This is a genomic window from Streptomyces venezuelae (genome assembly GCF_008642335.1).
Lineage (GTDB): Bacteria > Actinomycetota > Actinomycetes > Streptomycetales > Streptomycetaceae > Streptomyces > Streptomyces venezuelae_F.
The window spans coordinates 6,194,521-6,213,417 of sequence record NZ_CP029191.1 but is presented as its reverse complement, the minus strand read 5'-3'; the positions used below and the strand labels follow the sequence as shown (position 1 = coordinate 6,213,417).

The window sequence follows — 18,897 nt, the reverse complement described above, 5'->3', positions numbered from 1 at the left end:
GCCTCTTACGGCCGGCCGTCACTGTGACGGCCGGCCGCCCAGCCACGCCAGCGCACCCGCTGTGAGCGCCGTGACCCCGGTGGTCAGGGTCGGCTCGACCAGCGGCGCGAAGAACGGCGAGTGGTTGGAGGGGATGTCCCGCTCGTAGGTCCCCGCCTTCTGCGCCGCGGCGACCTCCGCGGGGTCTGCGCCGCCGAACAGCCAGTAGCAGAGGGGCACTTCGCGGTCGGCGGAGGTCGCGAAGTACCCGACGTCCTCGCTGCCGGTGACCGGACCGGGGTCGAAGACACGGTCCTCCCCGAGCACCGCGCCGACGGCGGCCATCGTCTTCGTCACGGCGTCGGCGTCGTTGTCGAGCACGGGGAACGAGTCGATCTCCGTGATCTCGGGCTCCCGCTCCGCGCCTGCCGTGGCCGCCTCGCCCTTGACGATGCGCTCGACGGCGGCGAGCACCTTCGCACGGACCTCGGGCGTGTACGATCGGATGTTGATCTTCAGCTCGGCCTCGTCGGGGATGATGTTGTCCTTCGTGCCCGCCTGGAGCGAGCCGACGGTCACCACGGCCGTCTCGGCGCCGGAGATCTCCCGGGACACGACCGTCTGCAGCCGCATCACCGTCGCGGCCGCCATCACCACGGGGTCGATCGACGACTCCGGCCGCGAACCGTGCGCGCCCTTGCCGAACATCCGCACGCGCAGGGAGTCGGTGGCCGCGAAGGCGGGCCCCGGGTGCGCGCCGATCATCCCGGCGGGCAGCGGCGCGACGTGCTGCCCGAGCACGACGTCCGGCACGCCGAACCGCGCGTAGAAGTCGTCCCGGACCATCGCCTGCGCGCCCTTGGCGACCTCCTCCGCGGGCTGGAAGACACCGACGATCCGGCCCGACCAGTCGGCGCGGGCGTCCGCGAGCAGCTTCAGCGCGCCCAGCAGACAGGTGACGTGCATGTCGTGCCCGCACGCGTGCATCACCCCGTCGTGCACGGACGCGTACGGCAGCCCGGTGCGCTCGGTCACGGGCAGCCCGTCGAAGTCGGCGCGCAGCAGGACGGTCGGTCCCGCGCCGTTCTCCAGGACGGCGACCACGCCGGTGCGGCCGACGCCGGTCGTGACGTCGTAGCCGTACGACTCCACATGGCGGGCGACCTCGGCGGCCGTGCGGTGCTCGGCGAAGGACAGCTCGGGGTGGGCGTGCAGGTCGCGGTAGAGGGCGGCGAGGTCATCCTTGATGGCGTCCAGGCCCAGCAGGGCGGCAGGCTTCCGTTCGGCGGCGGACATGTCACGCTCCTCTTCTGTGGTGTCCCGCCACCCTACGTACGGTCTCGTGCGGCCTTCGGGGCGGGCGGAACCTGCGCCGGGTCCGCACGAGCGGGCGGAACCGACGCGGAACGCGAGGGCGTCCCTGCCGTCATGATCACCCCCACGACCCGTACGGCCGACACCGACGCGACGTCCGCCCGCCACCTCTACATCACCCGGCACGGCGAGGCCACGCCCGACGAGAGCGGCCTCACGCCGGGAGGCCGCGCACAGGCGGCCCTGCTCGGCGAGCGGCTGCGCGGCATCCCGTTCGCGGCGATCCACCACGGCCCCCTCCCCCGGGCCGAACAGACCGCGACCCTGATGTCCGACGCCCTGGACGGCAACGCCCCCCTGATCCGCTCGGCCCCGGCGGGCGACTACCTCCCCTACATCCCGCGCACGGAGGAACTGCCCCCGGAAACGGCCGACGCGACCCTGGAACGCCTGGCCCGCTTCCCCGACGCGGAACGCGAGGAAGGCCCCGCACTCGCCGCCGAGGCGCTGTCCCGCTTCACCGGCCCCGTCCCCGGTGACACTCCGCGCCACGAACTCCTCGTCACCCACAACTTCCTGACCGCCTGGCTGGTCCGCGCCGCACTCGACGCCCCACCCGCACGCTGGCTCGGCCTGAACCACGGCAACGCGGCCCTGACCGTCATCCGTTACACCCCGGGCCGCCCCGCCGCGCTGGTGCTCTACAACGACATGGGGCACCTGCCCGAGGCCCTGCGCTGGACCGGCTTCCCGCCCGGACTCCGCACCTGACCCCTCTCACCTGCACGGTCACAACACGGTGGGCAGGCCGATGTTGTTGATCAGCGGCCCCTCGACCGAGACCCCTTCATTGACGACGGTGTCGGCGACGGGCAGCGGCAGGGGCAGCGGGCCGGGATTCGCCGCGCCGGTGGTCGCCGCGGCCGGTCCCATAGCAGCGGCAAGGGCGAAGAGAGCGAGAGCCAGAGCGTGACGGAACATGCGGAAGCCTTACGGGACAGAGGGATTGGGTCATTCGGGCGACGGACGGCGACAACCCGTTCGTATGATCGTCAGTGACAATCGGTGACTTCACGAGCGCGCCCGGGTTACCCCCGGTGAGCGGGCCGCGACCGGCGGCCCGCACGCGCACGCTCCAAGGAGGCCGCAGTGAACGGCAATTGGGTACGGAAGATGTCCCGCTGGACCCTGGTCACCGCAGCGGCCGCACCGGCCGTCCTGTGCTCCGGCACGGCACACGCCGACGAGACGCACGAGAACTCGCACAACGCGCCCGTGGTCGCGCTGGTCAACACCGGCCAGATCGACGACCCGATGGAGGACGTGCTGGAGCACACGCTCCTCTTCGGCGACGGCTACCGATGGGGCGGCTGAGGCGGCCCGCGCGGGCCGCCCGCCCCTTCAGACCGTCACGGAGCGAGGCACGCCGCGCCCGGCACCTCCGAGGGGACGCCGAGACTCGCCGGGTCGACGAGGGACGTGACGTCGCCGGCCGCCTGGGTCAGGCAGTCGACGGTCGTGACGGGGTCCGGCACGGCACTGGCGGGCACCGCGAGGACCCCCAGCAGCATGACGGCACCGAGGATGACGGCGGCGGAGCGGCGCATGTGAACTCTCTTTCCTGTGAGCTGAGTTGCCTGCGGCTCGACGAGCAACGCGAGCCGCCCGGTGACTCCCCAGCCCTCCGTCCCGATACGCCCCATATCACCCGTACGTGAAAGAAGTAACGATCCTCCTCTCACGACCGGGATCCAGGACCGGGATCGCAGGACCGGGCTCGTCAGAAGGCGTACCGGATGCGCAGCCAGGGCGCGTGTTCCTCGAGGAGCTGGTGGAGGCGCGCGAGGGCCTGGCGCTTGACGTCCTGGGAGTAGCGGACGTTGAGGGCCCCGTTCTGCGACCGCTTCGTCTCCTGCGCGTCCGGCTGCCAGAGGAGCTCCTCGGCCTTGGGGTGCCAGCCCAGGTTGACCTCGTGGAGCCCCGCGTTGTGGGTCAGCATGATGATCTCGGCGGCCGCCTGCTCCTTGACGCGGGCGGGCAGGACGTCGTCGAGGTGGACGAGCAGCTCGGCCCAGTCCCGCTGCCATCCGGGGCGCAGCACGACGGGCGAGAGGTTGAAGTGGACCTCGTACCCCGCGTCGAGGAAGTCGGCGGCCGCGGCGATCCGCTCGGGGACCGGGCTGGTGCGGATGTCGAGGAGCCGCGCGTCGTCGGGAGGCATGACGGAGAAGCGCACCCGCGTGCGCCCCCGCGGGTCGAGCGCGAGCAGGTCGGGGTTGACGAACTTGGTCGCGAAGGAGGCCTTGGCGGTCGGCATGGCGCGGAACGCGGCGACGAGGTCGGCCGTGTTGTCGCTGACCAGGGCGTCGACGGAACAGTCCCCGTTCTCGCCGATGTCGTACACCCACGCCCGCGGGTCGCACTGGTTGGGCTCGGTCTTCGGGCCCTGGGCCCGCACGTGGCGCCGGACGTGGGCGACGATCGCCTCGATGTTGGTGAACAGCGTGATGGGGTTGGCGAAGCCCTTGCGCCGTGGGACGTAGCAGTAGGCGCAGGCCATCGCGCACCCGTTGGAGGGGCCCGGGGCGATCCAGTCGGCGGAGCGGCCGTTGGGGCGGGTGGCGAGCTTGTGCTTGACACCGAGGACGAGCGTCTCGGTCTTGATCCGGACCCACCGGCCGATGTTGCCGTCGTTGCCGTGCAGGGACGGGATGCGCCAGTGCCCGTCGACCTCGGTCACCCGCACGTCCGGCGGGAGCCGGCTCATGATCTGCTGACCGCGCGGGGAGTCGAGGGCGGCGGGCTCGGCGTAGACCTCGCGCACGTCGAGCATGCGGCGGGCTTCGGGGCTGTCGCGGAAGGCGCGGCCCGGCGGGGGCGCGGCGCCCTCGGGCACGGTGTCCGACCACCCGAAAAGGGCTTGCTGCTCGGGCTCTCCGGGACCGGTGCTCATGGTGTTCCTGCTCGCCTCTACGCCGTCGGGTCGTGCCCCCAGTTCATGAGGGAGTATCGCCACCGCGTTTCCGTGACGTCGCCGCTCGGCCGCTGCTTCAGATGGCGGTGCACGTATCCGACGACTTTACGCATGTGCGCGATGTCGCTGTCCGTGAGATCGGCCTTCTTCTTTTCCAGGAGTTCGATGATGCGGCGCCCGGACGCGTGTCCCACGCTCTCGCCGCCGCCGTCCGACTGGCCCACGCTCTTCGAGTCGTCCGTGGCCAGCCAGTCCTTGAGCGCGCGAGGCGTCATATTGACGGCTTCCTTGAATTCTTTGTAGGTGTCGTCCCGCTGCTCTTTTCCTTCGCCGTCGCCGTCGCCGCTCAAGAGCCGCCGCCCTTCTTGCGCAGAGAACCCGGCTTGTGGACGGCGTTGCGGCCGGACTTGTCACTGATGACTTCGTACTGGGGCTCGTCCTTGGACGCGTCGACGCTGCGCCCCGCGGCCTCCGTACGCTCCGTGATCTTCTTCTTCACCTTGCCAGGAACGGTCTGCCCATGACTTTTCCAGGAGACCTGGTCACCCTTTTTGAGCTTCTTTTCCTTGGCCACGTTCGACACGCTCCCTCGGCGACACGCTCGCTCGGCGCCGCCCCTGGTCGGGCGACGTACCCACTCTCCCGCCGTTCACGGAAGGGTGCATTCCGGGCGGCTCGCGTCAGTCGGCCGGGCCGAGCGTGGAGGCGCGGGCCTCCAGGGCCCACTGGTGGGTACGGACCGTCGCCGGGTCGGTGCGGCCCGCGAGGATGTCGCAGAGGAGTTCCGCGCAGGCGTGCCCGTACGCCGAAGGGCGCAGGTCGACGGCGGTGACGGGCGGCGCCGCGCCGCGGACTGCGGTTCCGTCCACGCAGGCGGCCACGTAGAAGTCGCGACCCACGGCACGGCCCTGGGCGGCGGCCGCGTGGAGCACCCCCGGTGCCGCGCCGTCCGGGGCGCAGATCACCGCGTCGATCTCCGGCGCCTGGGCGAGGAGCGCGAGCGTGGCCTCCTCCGCCTCGCGGGGCGTCGCCGCGAAGGAGACCGTGCGGACCTCGACCGGCACGTCGTGCATACGCCCCCAGACACCGGCCGTGCCGTGCAGCGCCGCGGCCCACGCGGAGGTGTCGGCGGGCGCCAGCAGGGCGGGGCGGCGGGCGCCGCGGGCGTGCACGTGGTCCAGGAGGGCGGTCAGGGAGGCGGAGTTGTCGCAGATGACCGCGCCGCTGGGGGCGGGGGCCGACCCGAGGTAGCGCTCGCCGGTGACGACGGGGATGCCCGCGCCGAGGAGACCCGGCACGGCGGGGTCGTCGAGCTCGGGGTCGATGACGAGGAGGCCGTCGACGCGTGAGGCGAGCGGTTCGTGCGTGCCGGTGGCGGGCGCGAGCAGGACGACGTCGAAGCCTTCCTCCTGGGCGCGGGCGACGGCACCGAAGGCGAGGTTCATGTAGTAGTCGAGGCGCGTCGCCGTCTGGGGCAGGTGCAGCCCGATGGCGCCGGTACTGGCGCGGCGGAGCCTGCGCGCGGCGCTGTTCGGCCGGTAGCCGAGGCGGGCGGCGACCTCCCTGACGTGCTCGCGGGTGGCCTCCGCGACGCGGCCCGCGCCCTGCAGGGCGTCGGAGGCGGTGCTCTTGGAGACTCCGGCGGCGCGGGCGACGTCGAGGAGAGTGACGGTACGGGCATTCACGTGGCCGAAGTGTAGACGTACGCGATCAGTCGGGGCCGACTCTTGCCGGAACGTTCCGGCACGGTTTACATTCGGCCGTGCCGGAACGTTCCGGCACCGGCGAGCGACACCACTCCGCCCTCCCCGTACTCCTCCCCTGGAAGTCGTCATGCGTCTGATCACCGCGTACAACCCGCCCGCGTCCCCCACCAGGACCCGCCCCGCCGAACGGTCCCCCCTCCGCGTGGCCGCCGTGCAGCAGCGCTGGCACCGCGACCCGGACGAGCACCGCGCGGCCCTGCGCGAGGGCATCCGTCTCGCGGCGGCGGAAGGCGCGCGCGTGGTGTGCCTCCAGGAGCTGACGCTGTCGCCGTACTTCGCGGTCGTGCGCAAGGCCGACCACCCCGCCCCGGCCGAGCCCGAGGAGCTGCTCACCGGCCCGACGTTCACGTTCGCCGCCGAGGCGGCACGCGAGCACGGGCTGTACGTGCACGCCTCGCTGTACGAGCGGGCCCCCGCGCCGGACGGCGAGGACGACGGGCTCGGCTACAACACGGCGATCCTCGTCGCCCCGGACGGCAGCCTCGCCCAGCGCACCCGCAAGACCCACATCCCTGTCTCGGAGGGCTACTACGAGGACCACTGGTTCCGCCAGGGCCCGGCCGGCGACGACGCGTTCCCGCTGGTCCGGGTCGACGACGCCCACCTCGGCCTGCCGACCTGCTGGGACCAGTGGTTCCCGGAGCTGGCCCGCGCCTACTCCCTGGCCGGTGCCGACGTCCTCGTCTACCCGACCGCCATCGGCTCCGAGCCCGGCCACCCCGGCTTCGACACGCAGCCGATCTGGCAGAAGGTCATCACCGGCAACGCGATCGCCAACGCGACGTTCATGGTGGTGCCGAACCGCATCGGCTCCGAGAACGGCCTCACGTTCTACGGGAGTTCGTTCATCGTCGACCCCTACGGCCGGGTCCTCGCGCAGGCCCCGCGCGACGAGCCCGCCGTCCTGGTCGCCGACCTCGACCTCGACGCGCGCCGCGACTGGCTGGAGCTCTTCCCGTTCCTGGCGACGCGCCGCCCGGACGCGTACGGGCCGCTGACGTCCACGAACTGAACGTCCCGCGCGAGGGGTGCGCACCCCTCGCGCGGGGCGCACCCCTTAAGGCGTCCACGCCAACACTGCGGACGTCGTCCGCGTACGGCGGCAGACGGTCACCCGGGGGGCCGATGGTGATGCCTGTCAGGCAGCCCGTCCCGGTGCGCTCGGCAGCGGGGTGAGCGAGGCGTATGCGAGCGGCGCCGACGGGTCGATCGACACGTTCAGCGGCGCGGGCTCGGCGTCGGAGCGCATCAGCAGATCGCCGACGGCGGCGATCATCGCGCCGTTGTCGGTGCACAGCGTCATGGGCGGCACGCGCAGCTCGATCCCGGCGGCCGCGCACCGCTCCTCGGCGAGTCCGCGGACCCGGGAGTTCGCCGCCACGCCTCCGACGACGACCAGCGTCCGCACGTCGTACGCGCGACAGGCCGCCAGTGCCTTGCGGGTCAGTACGTCGGCGACGGCCTCCTGCAGCGCGGCGGCCCCGTCGGCCACCGACAGGTCCTCGCCCCGGAGGCGGTGCCGTTCGACCCAGCGGGCCGCGGCGGTCTTGAGCCCGGAGAAGGAGAAGGCGTACGGGTCGTCGCCGGGGCGGGTCAGCGGCCGCGGGAACGCCACGGCCCGCGGATCCCCGTCCCGTGCCGCGCGGTCGATCGCGGGCCCGCCCGGATACGGCAGGCCCAGGATGCGGGCGACCTTGTCGAAGCACTCCCCCGCCGCGTCGTCGAGCGTGTCCCCGAGGTGCAGGATCGGCTCGCGCACGAGGTCCCGGACCAGGAGCAGCGAGGTGTGCCCGCCCGAGACGATGAGCACGACGCACGGTTCGGGCAGCGGGCCGTGCTCCAGGGTGTCGGCGGCGACGTGTCCGGCCAGGTGGTGCACGCCGTACAGCGGCACCCCGGCCGCGTAGGCCAGGGTCTTGGCGCCGGCGAGCCCCACCTGGAGGGCGCCGGACAGGCCGGGACCGGTGGTGACGGCGACCGCGTCGAGCTGCGTCAGCCGCAGTCCTGCCTGGTCGAGGGCCTGTCGTACGACCGGGTTGAAGGCGTGCAGGTGGGCGCGGGCGGCGATCTCGGGCACGACGCCGCCGTACCGCGCGTGCTCGTCCATGCTCGACGCGACCACGTGCGCGAGCAGCTCTCCGTCCCGGACGATCCCCGCTCCGGTCTCGTCGCACGACGACTCGATGCCCAGCACGACTGGTTTGCCTTGACCCACCGCACACTCCCTCTGCACTCCATACGCACTTGCAATATATGTGCAATAGGAGCGTCGAGTCAGATCAGGAACGCCCCCGCACGAAACGCCGCAGACAGGCCCGCACGGCGTCGGGCCGCTCCAGCCAGGGCTCGTGACCGCCGCCCTCGATCCGGGTCAGCGGCAGACCGAGCGACCGCGCGAGGCCGTCGAGCGCCGACAGCGGCCGCGGGTCGTCGCACCCGCCCAGCAGCTCCGCCCGCACGGGCAGACACGCGCGCAACTCGTCCAGATGCCCGTCGAGGGGATCTGCCCGCCCCGCCGCGCCCAGCTCACGGTTCATCCCCCAGTTGACGGGCCGCCTCAGCCGCGCGTCGCGCTCGGCCCACCGCCACCCACGTCCGGCATCGGAATGATCGGCATGATCGGTGAACCACGCCAGGGTGAGCAGCTGGACCTCCTGCTCCTCGCTGCGGTGCGGCAACTCCTCCAGTACGCGGAGCCGCTCCCGCTGCGCGTCGGTCATGCGGCGATCCCGCTCGGCCCGGTACCCGGCACGCCAGTCCCCGAGGAACGGCCCGCACATCAGCAGCACGGCGGCCACCCGGTCCGGGTGCGCGAGACAGAACCGGGCGGCGAGATCGGCACCGTAGGAGTGCGCGACCAGCACGGCACGGGCCGCGCCCCACGCGTCGAGGAGCTCGGCGAGGTCGCCGACGTGCCGCGCGAACGTATGACGCCCCTGCCACACCGACCGCCCGGTCCCGCGCTGGTCGTACCGGTACACGGGCGCGAGGTCCGCGACCATGCCGGCGACGTCGCCCAGATAGTCGGGGAGCCCGGGACCGCCGTGCAGCAGCACGACGGGCGACGTCCGCCCACCGCCTGCGCCCGCACCGTCCCCACCCGCGCCGTCCGGCAGCGCCGCGGTCCAGTGCACCTGCGCCCCGTCACTGAGTGACGTGAGACCCACCCGCGAGGACGACCGCAGGACACCCATAGAACACCTCCAAGACGCCCCCGGATCACCCGTGAGGAAGATCACTGAGGACAACCCCCCGCTTCCGAGCGTCATCCTCCCCAGTGATCAAGGAGTTCACGGCGGCGCCTCGCGAGCCGAGTGGCCGGTACGTCAGACGCAGATAGGCAAGACCACCCATGCCCCCCGAGAAGCGCCTTCTCTCGCGCCCGCGCGCCACCCGTCGCAACGTCCTCGCGGCCACCGTGCTGGGTGCCATGACGCCCATAGGGGTCGGCATAGGACTGGCCGTCCGGTCGAACGGTGGCGGCGGGGAAGCGCCCGCGGTGCCGCATCAGGCACCGGACCTGAGCAGGGCCGCCCCGACGGGCACGTGGGCGGCGTCCGGGCCGCAGCCGCAGACGACGGAAGCGATCGTGCAGATCGTCGCGCACCCCGACGACGACCTGTTCTTCATCAACCCGGAAGTCGGGCAGTCGCTGCGCAGCGGCAGGCCGCTGACCACGATCTACCTCACGTCCGGCGAGTCCAACGGCGTCAACGGCCCGCGGGCGGGCGCGCATACGGGCACGGGTGGTTCGGGCAAGGGCGTGGGCATGGGCGCGAGCCAGGGCCGCCCCCGCCCGACGCGCGACAAGCGCAAGTACGCCAAGGCGCGGCAGAACGGCATTCGCGCCGCGTACGCGGAGATGGTCACCGGACGCCCCGGCCACCCCTGGCAGCGCACCGTGATTGCGACGGCGGGCGGCGGGCAGGCGGAGCTCGACACGTTGCAGGGGTACCCCCACATCCACCTGGTGTGGACGCTGCTGCACGAGGCGGGCAGCATCACCGGCGATCGCCCGCACAGCCTGCACGGACTGTGGGAGGGCCGGATCGACGCGCTCGGCTCGCAGCTGGCGCACGGCGGTCCGGTCACCCGCGACTTCTCGTACACGAAGGAACAGCTCATCCAGACCCTGACCGGCTACCTCGAGCGGTTCCGCCCCACCCAGGTCCGCATGCAGAACCCGACACCGGGCCGCCTCGACCGCAACCTCAAGTGTTCCGACCACCAGGACCACCGTTTCGGCGCCCGCTTCGTGCAGCAGGCCCTCTCCCGGTACGCCGCCACCGGATCGCGCCCCCACTTCACCGTGCAGACCTACATGGGCTACTTCAACGGCGGTCTCCCCCAGGCCCTGGACCCCGCGTCCGGCGCGTCGAAGGCCCGTACGCTCGCCACGTACTCCTGGAGCGACGACGCCACCCGCGACTCCTGCGAGGACCCGGCGGGCTGCGGTGACCTCAAGGTCGCCGCGAGCCCCAAGCCCCGCTGGTCGCACAGCATCCACCACGCCGGCGACAGCGGCGCCGACTGGCTGCTCACGGGCAAGGACGACAGCCTGTGGGCCTTCGCCGTGCTGGACGGCCGTATCGCGCACTGGCACCGCCCGGGCGGCAAGGGCGTCAAGGGCGGGAAGTGGGACGCGCGCGACTGGAAGGGTCCCGTGTTCCAGCCGGAGACCGACATGGACACAGGCGTACGCCCCACGGCTCTTCCCGACGGGCGGATAGCGGTCTTCGGCACCCGCACCCTCTTCGGCGACGGAACGGCGGCCGGGTACGGCAAGGAAGTGGGGTACGTGGTCCAGGAGGCCCCGGGGAAGCCCTTCGGTCCCTGGCAGTCCCTCGGCACCCCCGAGCTGTCCGACGAGATCGGTACGAACGACATCAGCTCCCCGGCGGTCGCCGTGGACCGCGACGGCGCGATGTCGGTCTTCCTGCGCGACAGCACCCATCAGCTGACGACGCGCGCCCAGCAGCCGGACGGCACGTGGACGCCGTGGCGGAGCCTGGGCGGCAAGGCGGTGCACAGCGACCCGGTGACGGCGACGGACCGCACCGGACGGTCGTACGTCCTGGCCGCCACCCCGCACACCGTGCTGGCCTGGATCAAGGACGAGCCGGGAGCCGAGGTGCGCGGCCCCCTGGCCACCGGCCTCCCGGCCACCACCCTGCCGCTGACCGTCCGCCGCGACGACGACGGCGTCCGGGTCTTCTACCGCGCCCCGAACTCCGGCAACGTCTGCTCGGCCCGCCTGCACGCGAGCGCCCTCACCGCCTCCTCCCCCTCCGACTCCGCGGAACCGGGCCGCGTACGCCGTTCGTCCACGGCACACACGTCGACGTCCGTCGCCGACCTGGGCGGGGCGGGCGGCTACGGCCCCGTGAGCGCCACGTCCGACGACTGGGGCGACGTGCTGCTGGCGGCCCGTACCGCCACGGGCGATGTCGCCACGGCGTGGGGGACCTCGGGCAGGGCGAGGAACCGCCCGCAGACCCGCCCGCAGTGGAACCACACCGGCGTACTCCCCGCGGGCGCCCCGTCGAGCGCCCCCCTGTCGTCGGGCGGCGTCGTCCTCACGATGCTCGGCCTCGACAGCCGCCTGTACTGGACCCATGCCACGCGTGGAGGAGGTCGCCTGGCTCCCTGGCAGCCGGTGGGGTCCCCGACGGAGGGGAGGTCGAGGGCGTGATGCGCGTACGGATGCCGGGCACGAAGCCGCAGGATCCGCCCCGCACACAGAACGCGGCAGGCGGGCCGGACCTCACCCGGGACCCGTTCTTCGACAACGCGAAGTTCCTCCTGATCGTGCTGGTCGCCCTGGGCCACTCCTGGGAACAGATCGTGTACGGCACGCACGCGCTCCAGTCGGTGCACACGCTGATCTACACGTTCCACATGCCGGCGTTCATCCTGCTGTGCGGCTACTTCTCGCAACGCTTCACGGGCACCCCGGCCCAGGTACGCCGACTCCTGGAGGGAGTCCTCCTCCCGTACCTGCTCTTCGAGCTGGCGTACGCGGCCACGAACAGCGCGGTGCGGGACGAGCCGTTCGCGTACACCCCCACGGAACCGACGTACCTCTGCTGGTTCCTGATCGCCCTGTTCCTCTGGCGGCTCAGCACCCCGGTATGGCGAGCGATCCGCTACCCGGTGCCCACAGCGGCAGCTGTGTCCCTCCTGGCAGGCCTGACAACGATGGCCTACGACCTGGCGCTCCCCCGCGTGCTGATGTTCCTGCCCTGGTTCGTCCTGGGCCTGAACCTGCGCCCGGAACACTTCGCCCTCCTGCGCACGAGCCTGGCCCGCCGCTGCGCGATCCCCGCCCTGGTCTGCGCCGGAGCGGCGTCGTACCTGTGGCTCCCGGCCCCCGACGAACACTGGCTCTCCATGGACGCGGGCTATACGGACCTGGACGTGACCTGGCCCCAGTACCTGGCCATCCGCATCGGCATCTTCCTGCTGAGCGCGGCCCTGGTAGCGGCGTTCTTCGCCTGCGTCCCCCGCCGCCGCACCGTCTTCACGGCCCTGGGCGCCGCGACGATGTACCCGTACCTCCTCCACGGCCTCCTGATCCGCGCGGGCGAGGCGGCGGGCCTGTACCCGTACCTGAAGGACCTGGGCGTACCGGGCCAGGCCCTCCTCACGGTCGCCGTCATCACGACGGTGTTCCTGCTGTCGACTCCGCCGGTGCGGAAGGTGTTCCGGCCGGTGGTGGAGCCGCGATTGCCGCGGGCGGTCGTACCGACGGGCGAGGACTCACGGGCCCAGGGCAAGGTGGAACGCGCAACCACGTTTCATGGCGGGGACGGCAGGAGACCGAGGTGACCGAGACGGTGGCGTTCGACGAGGTGATGGCCGAGCTGGCCGAGCTCGACGACCCGAAGACGCGCAAGGTGAACGAGAAGCACGGTGACGATCACGGTGTGCACCTCGGCAGTCTGCGCGCGCTCGCGAAGCGGCTGAAGACGCAGCAGGATCTCGCCTGCCGGCTCTGGGAGACGGAGGAGACGGCGGCGAGACTGCTGGCTCTCCTGATCTGCCGCCCGAAGGCGTTCGAGCGCGATCAGCTGGACACCATGATCCGCGAGGCACGCACACCCAAGGTGCACGACTGGCTCGTGAACTACGTGGTGAAGAAGAGCCCGCACTCCGAGGAACTGCGCCGGGCCTGGTCCGCCGATCCGGACCCGGTGGTCGCGAGCGCCGGCTGGGCGCTGACCACGGAGCGCGTGGCGAAGAAGCCCGAGGGCCTGGACCTCCCCGGGCTGCTCGACGTCATCGAGGCGGAGATGAAGGACGCGCCGGAACGCCTCCAGTGGGCGATGAACCACTGCCTGGCGCAGATCGGCATCGAGCACGCCGAGTACCGCGCGCGTGCGGTGGCCATCGGCGAGCGCCTGGAGGTGTTGAGGGACTATCCGACCTCTCCGGGCTGCACGTCTCCCTTCGCGCCCGTCTGGATCACGGAGGTGGTCCGCCGCCGGCAGCCGAAGTAGGGGACACTCACTCGGCGCAGGTCCGCAGGCGCCGCAGCCCCTCGACGGGACGTACGGTCCGATGGACGGCGCGGACGGTGATCACCGGCAACCGGCGACCGGCGACCGGCGACCGGCGACCGGCGACCGGCGACCGGCGACCGGCGACCGGCGATGGTGATCAGCCGGCGATGGTGGCGAGATTGCCTGACTCATAGGCGCCGCCCACGTTATTGAGGATCACACCGAGCCGATTGGTCGCGTTGATCATTGCGATCAGGGCGACCAGCGCGACGACCTGGTCCTCGTCGTAGTGCTTGCGGACCCGGTCCCAGGTCTCGTCGGACACGCCCTCGCGGCCGTCACCGATGCGGGTGCCCTCCTCGGCGAGGGCCAGCGCGGCCCGCTCGGCCTCGGTGAACACTTGGGAGTGCCGCCAGGCGGCGACGAGGTTCAGCCGGGTCGCGGTCTCGCCGGCGGCCGCGGCGTCCTTGCCGTGGATGTCGACGCAGAAACCGCAGCCGTTGATCTGGCTGGCGCGCAGTTGCACGAGCTCCTGGGTCGGCTTGGGCAGTGACGACTCGTGGATCACCTGACTGACGGCGAAGATCCGCTTGCCGATCTTGGCGCCGGTCTCGTTCGCGAACAGGTTCATACGGGGTTCCATGACAACGTCCTCGCTCGTGGGATCGTGTGCCGCGCGGATGATCCGCGCAGCGTCTTGACGCCCATAAGTCACCGACCGCCGGACCCCTGTGACACCACGCCGATGTGACACAGGCCACCAGGCTGCCGTGTCACAAGGGGCCGCCGGGCGGCGACTTGTGCGTGAAGGGATCAGGTACGCGACAGACAGGAGCCACCGGTGACCGAGCCCGACCCCGCGACCGAGGCGTTCATCGCCCATCGCAACCTGCTGTTCACCGTCGCCTACGAGATGCTCGCCTCCGCCTCGGACGCCGAGGACGTCCTCCAGGAGACCTGGCTGCGCTGGGCGGACATCGACCAGGACACGGTCCGGGACGCGCGCGCCTTCCTGGTGCGCATCACCACGCGCCAGGCACTGACCCGCTTGCGCACGGTGCGCCGCCGCAAGGAGTCCTACGTCGGCCCGTGGCTGCCCGAGCCCCTGCTCACCTCACCCGATGTCGCCGAGGACTTCGAGCTGGCCGACAGCGTCTCCATGGCGATGCTGCTCGTACTGGAGACGCTCGCGCCGACCGAGCGGGCCGTGTTCGTCCTGCGTGACGTCTTCGATCTCGCTTACGACGAGATCGCGCAGGCCGTCGAGAAGACCCCGTCCGCGGTCCGGCAGATCGCGCACCGCGCGCGGGCCCACGTGGCGGCGCGCCGACCGCGCGAGGTCGTCTCACCGGACCAGTCACGCGACGCGCTCGCGGCATTCCAACAGGCGGTCGAGACCGGCGACTTGCAACGCCTGCTGGACATGATCGCCCCGGACGTCGTGCTGCTGACGGACGGCGGCGGAGTCGTACGGGCCGCACTGGAACCGGTCGTGGGCGCCGAACCGGTGATCAACGTACTGAGCCGACTCACCTCGGCGACCTTCCACCCGGCCCAGGTCAACGGCCACCCAGCACTGATCCTCCGCACGGACGCCGCCGAAGACGACCCCGAGAACAACTCCGAGAACAACCCCAAGATCGACTCAGTCCTGGCACTCCGCCTCGAAGCCGGCCTCATCACTGGAATCTACGCCGTACGCAACCCCGAAAAGCTGTCACGCCTCACCCACGAAACCCCAGTGAACCGCTGACCCCCCACACCAGGGTCAGGCCCCCTTGGCGGCAGGCTCCAAAATCGCCACACACTCCACATGATGCGTCATCGGAAACAGATCAAACGCCCGAAGCGTCCGCACCCGATACCCACCCTCCCGGAAGTACCCCAGGTCCCGCGCCAGCGCGGCCGGATCGCACGCCACGTAAGCGATGCGTCGCGCACCCAGCCCCGCCAACTGCTTCACCGTCTGCTTGCCCGCGCCCGCCCTCGGCGGGTCCAGGACGATGAGGTCGGCCTCCGTGATGCCCGTGCGCGGGAGGACCGATTCGACCTTGCCCTGTTCGATGCGGACGCGGTCGAAGCCCGCGAGGTTGTGGCGGGCGTCCTCCACCGCGCGCTTGCCGGACTCGATGCCGAGCACCGCGCCCTTCTCGCCGACGCGGTCCGCGAGGGCTCCCGCGAAGAGGCCCACGCCGCAGTAGAGGTCCAGGGCCGTGTCGCCCTTGCGCGGGGTCAGGCCCTGCATGACCGCCAGCATCAGGGTCTCCGCCGCCTTCGGGTGGACCTGCCAGAAGCCGCCGCTGCCCACCCGGTACGTACGGCCGTCGGCGCGTTCGCGAACGAAGGGGCGGCCGTGGACGCGGTGCGTTCCGCCGTCCTTCTCGCCCACGCGCATGACGGACACCGGCTTGTCCAGCTCGACGATCGGCAGGCGCGCGCCCGGCTTCGGGGCCAGGATCACCTGGCGGTCCTGGGAGCCCGACGCCGCGATCGCCTCGATCGACGCCATGCCCGACCAGTCCCGTTGTTCGATGCCCAACTCCGAAACGCCCTCTGCCGCGATCATGCAGTGCTCGATCGGCTCGACCTCGTGGGAGCGGTGGCGGCGCAGGCCCGCGTTGCCGTCCGCGTCCACCGCGTACTGCACGCGCGTGCGCCACGACGGGACCTCGCCGGCCGGGAGCTTGTCGCCCTCCGCCGGCATGACCGTGCCGTCCCAGCCCGCCTCCTCGGGGGTGAGTCCGGCGAGGCGCTGGAGCTGTTCGGCGATGACCTCGCCCTTGAGGCGGCGCTGCGCGCCCGGCTTCGCGTGCTGCCAGTCGCAGCCGCCGCAGCGGCCGGGGCCCGCGTAGGGGCAGGGGGCCTCCACGCGGTCCTTGGAGGGCTCCAGCACGGAAACCGCGTCCGCGCGGAGGAAGCGTGCGCCCTCCTCGCCCTCGGTCACGCGGGCGATGACCTTCTCGCCCGGCAGCGTGTGGCGGACGAAGAGGACCTGGCCCTCGTCCGTACGGGCGATGCAGTGGCCGCCGTGCGCGACGGGGCCGATCTCGACCTCGTACTCCTGGCCCACCAGCGAGTTCCCCGCCTGCGAATTCTTCGGATCTGCCTGCATGGCGGGGTGACTCCACTACGTAAATGAGAAAAGGGCGACGGCCGGACTACAGCCCACCAGTCTACGTGGGTGTCGTCCGGCCGCTCACCATGAGTCAGACGGGCTGAAAGCCTCAGGCCTTCTTGCTCGGCTCCTTCTTGTTCTGGTCCTTCTTGTTCTGCTCCTTCGGGCGCCTCGGCTTCTCCACCGGGCCCCGCCGCACCGCACCCGGCGCGTTCCACTCCGAACGCCTGCGGGCCCGCTTCTTCGCGGCCTCCGAGGAGTCCAGCTGGTAGGGGACGGAGGTGACCATGACTCCCGGGGTGAAGAGGAGGCGGCCCTTGAGGCGCAGGGCGCTCTGGTTGTGGAGCAGGTGCTCGTACCAGTGGCCCACCACGTACTCGGGGATGATCACACTGACGACGTCGCGCGGGCTCTCCCTGCGCAGGTTCTTGACGTACTCGATGATCGGGCGGGTGATCTCCCGGTACGGCGAGTCGAGGACCTTCAGGGGGACCGTGATGCCGCGGCGCTCCCACTCCTCCTTGAGTGCCTTCGTCTCCGCCGGGTCGACATTGATGCTGAGGGCCTCCAACGTGTTGGAGCGCATCAGCTTCGCGTACGCCAGCGCGCGCAGCGTCGGCCGGTGGATCTTGGAGACCAGGACGATCGAGTGGACCCGCGAGGGGCGCACGCTGTCGTCGTTGGGGGTCTCCGGGGCGGCGATCTCCTCGGCCACGCGGTCGTAGTGGCGGCGGATCGCCGTCATCGTCACGTAGAAGATGCACATGCCGAGCAGCGCGACCCACGCGCCGTGCGTGAACTTGGTGACGAGGACGACCACCAGGACGAGGCCCGTGAAGAACGCGCCGAACGTGTTGATCGCGCGCGAGCGGATCATGTGGCGGCGCTTCGTCTGGTCCTTCTCCTTCGCCAGGTGGCGGTTCCAGTGCCGGACCATGCCGATCTGGCTGAGCGTGAAGGAGACGAAGACGCCGACGATGTAGAGCTGGATCAGGCGGGTCGAGTCCGCGCCGTAGATCACTACGAGCAGTGCGGCCGCGCCCGCGAGCAGCACGATGCCGTTGGAGAACGCGAGGCGGTCGCCGCGGGTGTGCAGCTGGCGCGGCAGGTAGCGGTCCTGGGCGAGGATCGAGCCGAGCAGCGGGAAGCCGTTGTACGCGGTGTTCGCCGCGAGGAACAGGACCAGCGCGGTGGCGGCGGCCAGGATCATGAAGAGGAAGCTGCCGTGGCCGAAGACCGCCTCGGCGACCTGGGAGATCACCGGGTTCTGGACGTAGTCGCTGCCGACGGGGACGCCGTTGTGGATCAGGTCGTGCGCGGGCTTCTCGGCCATGTGGACGTTGGTCGCCATGGCGAGGCCGATGATGCCGCAGAACATGGTGACGGCCAGGCCGCCCATGAGCGCGAGCGTCGTCGCGGCGTTCTTCGACTTCGGCTTGCGGAAGGCCGGGACGCCGTTGCTGATCGCCTCGACGCCGGTGAGGGCCGCACAGCCCGAGGAGAAGGCCCGCAGGAGCAGGAAGACGAGAGCGAAGCCCGCCAGGCCCTGGTGCTCGGGCTTGATCTCGTAGTCGGCGGTGGGCGAGTTCATCGTGTCGCCGAGGACGATGCTCCGGAAAGCACCCCACGCGATCATGATGAAGACCCCGGCCACGAAGACGTACGTCGGGATGGCGAAGAGCTTCCCCGACTCCTTCACGCCCCGCAGGTTCATCAGGGTGAGGAGGACGATGACCGCCACCGCGCAGAGCACCTTGTGCTCGACCACGAACGGCACCGCGGACCCGAGGTTCTCGATGCCCGAGGAGATCGACACGGCCACGGTCAGGACGTAGTCGACGAGCAGGGCGCTCGCGACGGTGAGGCCGGCTCTCGGGCCGAGGTTGGTGTTGGCGACCTCGTAGTCGCCACCACCACTCGGGTACTCGCGCACGTTCTGGCGGTAGGACGCCACCACGGTGAACATCAGCACGACGACCGCTACGGCGATCCAGGGGCTGAAGTGGTAGGCCGACACACCCGCGATGGAGAGGACCAGGAGGACCTCTCCCGGCGCGTACGCCACAGACGAGAGCGGGTCGGACGCGAAGACGGGGAGTGCGATGCGCTTCGGCAGGAGCGTTTCTCCGAGCCGGTCACTGCGCAGTGCGCGCCCGATGAGGATGCGTTTGGGCACGTCGGTCAGTTTGGACACGGAGAGGATCGTAAGCGTTCGAATGGGGGCGCGCCCACCCACCACCCCCAACT

Annotated in this window: 19 protein-coding genes; 7 read left to right on the top strand and 12 right to left on the bottom strand. The window is 71.3% G+C overall.

The window, feature by feature from the left end; all coding sequences use genetic code 11:
* Nucleotides 1-18: 18 nt before the first annotated feature.
* Nucleotides 19-1,275, bottom strand: coding sequence for an amidohydrolase (locus tag DEJ49_RS28025; protein ID WP_150186675.1), 1,257 nt, complete (start codon nt 1,273-1,275; stop codon nt 19-21).
* A 132-nt stretch (nt 1,276-1,407) separates the two neighbouring features.
* Between DEJ49_RS28025 and DEJ49_RS28020 the strand changes: the two genes are divergently transcribed.
* Nucleotides 1,408-2,064 (top strand): histidine phosphatase family protein, encoded by a 657-nt coding sequence (locus tag DEJ49_RS28020; RefSeq protein ID WP_150186674.1) that lies wholly within the window; start codon nt 1,408-1,410, stop codon nt 2,062-2,064.
* 18 nt (nt 2,065-2,082) lie between these two features.
* On the opposite strand, the gene DEJ49_RS28015 is transcribed toward DEJ49_RS28020, so the two are convergent.
* Nucleotides 2,083-2,274, bottom strand: coding sequence for a hypothetical protein (locus DEJ49_RS28015; RefSeq protein WP_150186673.1), 192 nt, complete (start codon nt 2,272-2,274; stop codon nt 2,083-2,085).
* A 168-nt stretch (nt 2,275-2,442) separates the two neighbouring features.
* Here DEJ49_RS28015 and DEJ49_RS28010 point away from each other — a divergent pair, with 168 nt between their 5' ends.
* Nucleotides 2,443-2,667 carry a hypothetical protein gene (locus tag DEJ49_RS28010; RefSeq protein WP_409240381.1) on the top strand — a complete coding sequence of 75 codons (225 nt, stop codon included), beginning with the start codon at nt 2,443-2,445 and terminating at the stop codon, nt 2,665-2,667.
* A gap of 35 nt (nt 2,668-2,702) precedes the next feature.
* On the opposite strand, the gene DEJ49_RS28005 is transcribed toward DEJ49_RS28010, so the two are convergent.
* The 5 genes from DEJ49_RS28005 to DEJ49_RS27985 all read right to left on the bottom strand — a co-directional run bounded on the left by DEJ49_RS28005 (nt 2,703) and on the right by DEJ49_RS27985 (nt 5,952).
* The gene (locus DEJ49_RS28005) at nt 2,703-2,900 is read right to left on the bottom strand and encodes a hypothetical protein (RefSeq protein ID WP_150186672.1); all 198 of its coding nucleotides are present in this window, start codon (nt 2,898-2,900) and stop codon (nt 2,703-2,705) included.
* 173 nt (nt 2,901-3,073) lie between these two features.
* Nucleotides 3,074-4,246, bottom strand: a complete 1,173-nt coding sequence (locus tag DEJ49_RS28000; RefSeq protein WP_150186671.1) for a spore photoproduct lyase family protein — start codon at nt 4,244-4,246, stop codon at nt 3,074-3,076.
* A 17-nt stretch (nt 4,247-4,263) separates the two neighbouring features.
* Nucleotides 4,264-4,617 carry a DUF3140 domain-containing protein gene (locus DEJ49_RS27995; RefSeq protein WP_223833018.1) on the bottom strand — a complete coding sequence of 118 codons (354 nt, stop codon included), beginning with the start codon at nt 4,615-4,617 and terminating at the stop codon, nt 4,264-4,266.
* Nucleotides 4,614-4,841 carry a DUF2945 domain-containing protein gene (locus DEJ49_RS27990; RefSeq protein ID WP_150186670.1) on the bottom strand — a complete coding sequence of 76 codons (228 nt, stop codon included), beginning with the start codon at nt 4,839-4,841 and terminating at the stop codon, nt 4,614-4,616. Before DEJ49_RS27990 ends, DEJ49_RS27995 begins: the two co-directional genes overlap by 4 nt.
* Before the next feature lie 106 nt (nt 4,842-4,947).
* Nucleotides 4,948-5,952 (bottom strand): LacI family DNA-binding transcriptional regulator, encoded by a 1,005-nt coding sequence (locus DEJ49_RS27985; RefSeq protein WP_150186669.1) that lies wholly within the window; start codon nt 5,950-5,952, stop codon nt 4,948-4,950.
* 148 nt (nt 5,953-6,100) lie between these two features.
* Between DEJ49_RS27985 and DEJ49_RS27980 the strand changes: the two genes are divergently transcribed.
* Entirely contained in the window at nt 6,101-7,045 is a 945-nt protein-coding gene (locus DEJ49_RS27980) for a carbon-nitrogen hydrolase (RefSeq protein ID WP_150186668.1), read from the top strand.
* Nucleotides 7,046-7,171: 126 nt separating this feature from the next.
* On the opposite strand, the gene tsaD is transcribed toward DEJ49_RS27980, so the two are convergent.
* A complete protein-coding gene (gene tsaD / locus DEJ49_RS27975) occupies nt 7,172-8,248 on the bottom strand; it encodes a tRNA (adenosine(37)-N6)-threonylcarbamoyltransferase complex transferase subunit TsaD (protein WP_150186667.1) in 1,077 nt (358 codons plus the stop codon).
* Nucleotides 8,249-8,312: 64 nt separating this feature from the next.
* Nucleotides 8,313-9,227 (bottom strand): alpha/beta fold hydrolase, encoded by a 915-nt coding sequence (locus DEJ49_RS27970; RefSeq protein WP_150186666.1) that lies wholly within the window; start codon nt 9,225-9,227, stop codon nt 8,313-8,315.
* A 158-nt stretch (nt 9,228-9,385) separates the two neighbouring features.
* On the opposite strand from DEJ49_RS27970, the gene DEJ49_RS27965 reads away from it, so the two are divergent.
* Genes DEJ49_RS27965 through DEJ49_RS27955 form a run of 3 tightly spaced genes read left to right on the top strand, consistent with a single transcriptional unit; the run spans nt 9,386 to nt 13,532 of the window.
* Nucleotides 9,386-11,725 carry a PIG-L family deacetylase gene (locus tag DEJ49_RS27965; RefSeq protein WP_150186665.1) on the top strand — a complete coding sequence of 780 codons (2,340 nt, stop codon included), beginning with the start codon at nt 9,386-9,388 and terminating at the stop codon, nt 11,723-11,725.
* The gene (locus DEJ49_RS27960) at nt 11,725-12,861 is read left to right on the top strand and encodes an acyltransferase family protein (protein ID WP_223833236.1); all 1,137 of its coding nucleotides are present in this window, start codon (nt 11,725-11,727) and stop codon (nt 12,859-12,861) included. Before DEJ49_RS27965 ends, DEJ49_RS27960 begins: the two co-directional genes overlap by 1 nt.
* A gap of 26 nt (nt 12,862-12,887) precedes the next feature.
* Nucleotides 12,888-13,532, top strand: a complete 645-nt coding sequence (locus tag DEJ49_RS27955; protein ID WP_150188510.1) for a DNA alkylation repair protein — start codon at nt 12,888-12,890, stop codon at nt 13,530-13,532.
* Between the two features lie 160 nt (nt 13,533-13,692).
* Here DEJ49_RS27955 and DEJ49_RS27945 read toward each other — a convergent pair whose 3' ends face one another.
* A complete protein-coding gene (locus DEJ49_RS27945; RefSeq protein ID WP_150186663.1) occupies nt 13,693-14,178 on the bottom strand; it encodes a carboxymuconolactone decarboxylase family protein in 486 nt (161 codons plus the stop codon).
* A 198-nt stretch (nt 14,179-14,376) separates the two neighbouring features.
* On the opposite strand from DEJ49_RS27945, the gene DEJ49_RS27940 reads away from it, so the two are divergent.
* Complete coding sequence (locus DEJ49_RS27940; protein ID WP_150186662.1) at nt 14,377-15,288, top strand: RNA polymerase sigma-70 factor; 912 nt, start codon at nt 14,377-14,379, stop codon at nt 15,286-15,288.
* A 15-nt stretch (nt 15,289-15,303) separates the two neighbouring features.
* Here DEJ49_RS27940 and DEJ49_RS27935 read toward each other — a convergent pair whose 3' ends face one another.
* Both DEJ49_RS27935 and DEJ49_RS27930 read right to left on the bottom strand, forming a co-directional pair.
* Nucleotides 15,304-16,647 (bottom strand): class I SAM-dependent RNA methyltransferase, encoded by a 1,344-nt coding sequence (locus DEJ49_RS27935; protein WP_150186661.1) that lies wholly within the window; start codon nt 16,645-16,647, stop codon nt 15,304-15,306.
* A 112-nt stretch (nt 16,648-16,759) separates the two neighbouring features.
* On the bottom strand, nt 16,760-18,844 hold the full coding sequence (locus DEJ49_RS27930; protein WP_150186660.1) for an APC family permease: 2,085 nt from the start codon (nt 18,842-18,844) through the stop codon (nt 16,760-16,762).
* Nucleotides 18,845-18,897: the final 53 nt, after the last annotated feature.

Excerpts from the sequence above, each read along its gene's own strand:
- DEJ49_RS28025 (WP_150186675.1), bottom strand. The coding sequence starts at position 1,275 with ATGTCCGCCGCCGAACGGAAGCCTGCCGCCCTGCTGGGCCTGGACGCC.
- DEJ49_RS28020 (WP_150186674.1), top strand. The coding sequence starts at position 1,408 with ATGATCACCCCCACGACCCGTACGGCCGACACCGACGCGACGTCCGCC.
- DEJ49_RS28015 (WP_150186673.1), bottom strand. The coding sequence starts at position 2,274 with ATGTTCCGTCACGCTCTGGCTCTCGCTCTCTTCGCCCTTGCCGCTGCT.
- DEJ49_RS28005 (WP_150186672.1), bottom strand. The coding sequence starts at position 2,900 with ATGCGCCGCTCCGCCGCCGTCATCCTCGGTGCCGTCATGCTGCTGGGG.
- DEJ49_RS28000 (WP_150186671.1), bottom strand. The coding sequence starts at position 4,246 with ATGAGCACCGGTCCCGGAGAGCCCGAGCAGCAAGCCCTTTTCGGGTGG.
- DEJ49_RS27980 (WP_150186668.1), top strand. The coding sequence starts at position 6,101 with ATGCGTCTGATCACCGCGTACAACCCGCCCGCGTCCCCCACCAGGACC.
- DEJ49_RS27970 (WP_150186666.1), bottom strand. The coding sequence starts at position 9,227 with ATGGGTGTCCTGCGGTCGTCCTCGCGGGTGGGTCTCACGTCACTCAGT.
- DEJ49_RS27965 (WP_150186665.1), top strand. The coding sequence starts at position 9,386 with ATGCCCCCCGAGAAGCGCCTTCTCTCGCGCCCGCGCGCCACCCGTCGC.
- DEJ49_RS27960 (WP_223833236.1), top strand. The coding sequence starts at position 11,725 with ATGCGCGTACGGATGCCGGGCACGAAGCCGCAGGATCCGCCCCGCACA.
- DEJ49_RS27955 (WP_150188510.1), top strand. The coding sequence starts at position 12,888 with ATGGCCGAGCTGGCCGAGCTCGACGACCCGAAGACGCGCAAGGTGAAC.
- DEJ49_RS27945 (WP_150186663.1), bottom strand. The coding sequence starts at position 14,178 with ATGGAACCCCGTATGAACCTGTTCGCGAACGAGACCGGCGCCAAGATC.
- DEJ49_RS27935 (WP_150186661.1), bottom strand. The coding sequence starts at position 16,647 with ATGCAGGCAGATCCGAAGAATTCGCAGGCGGGGAACTCGCTGGTGGGC.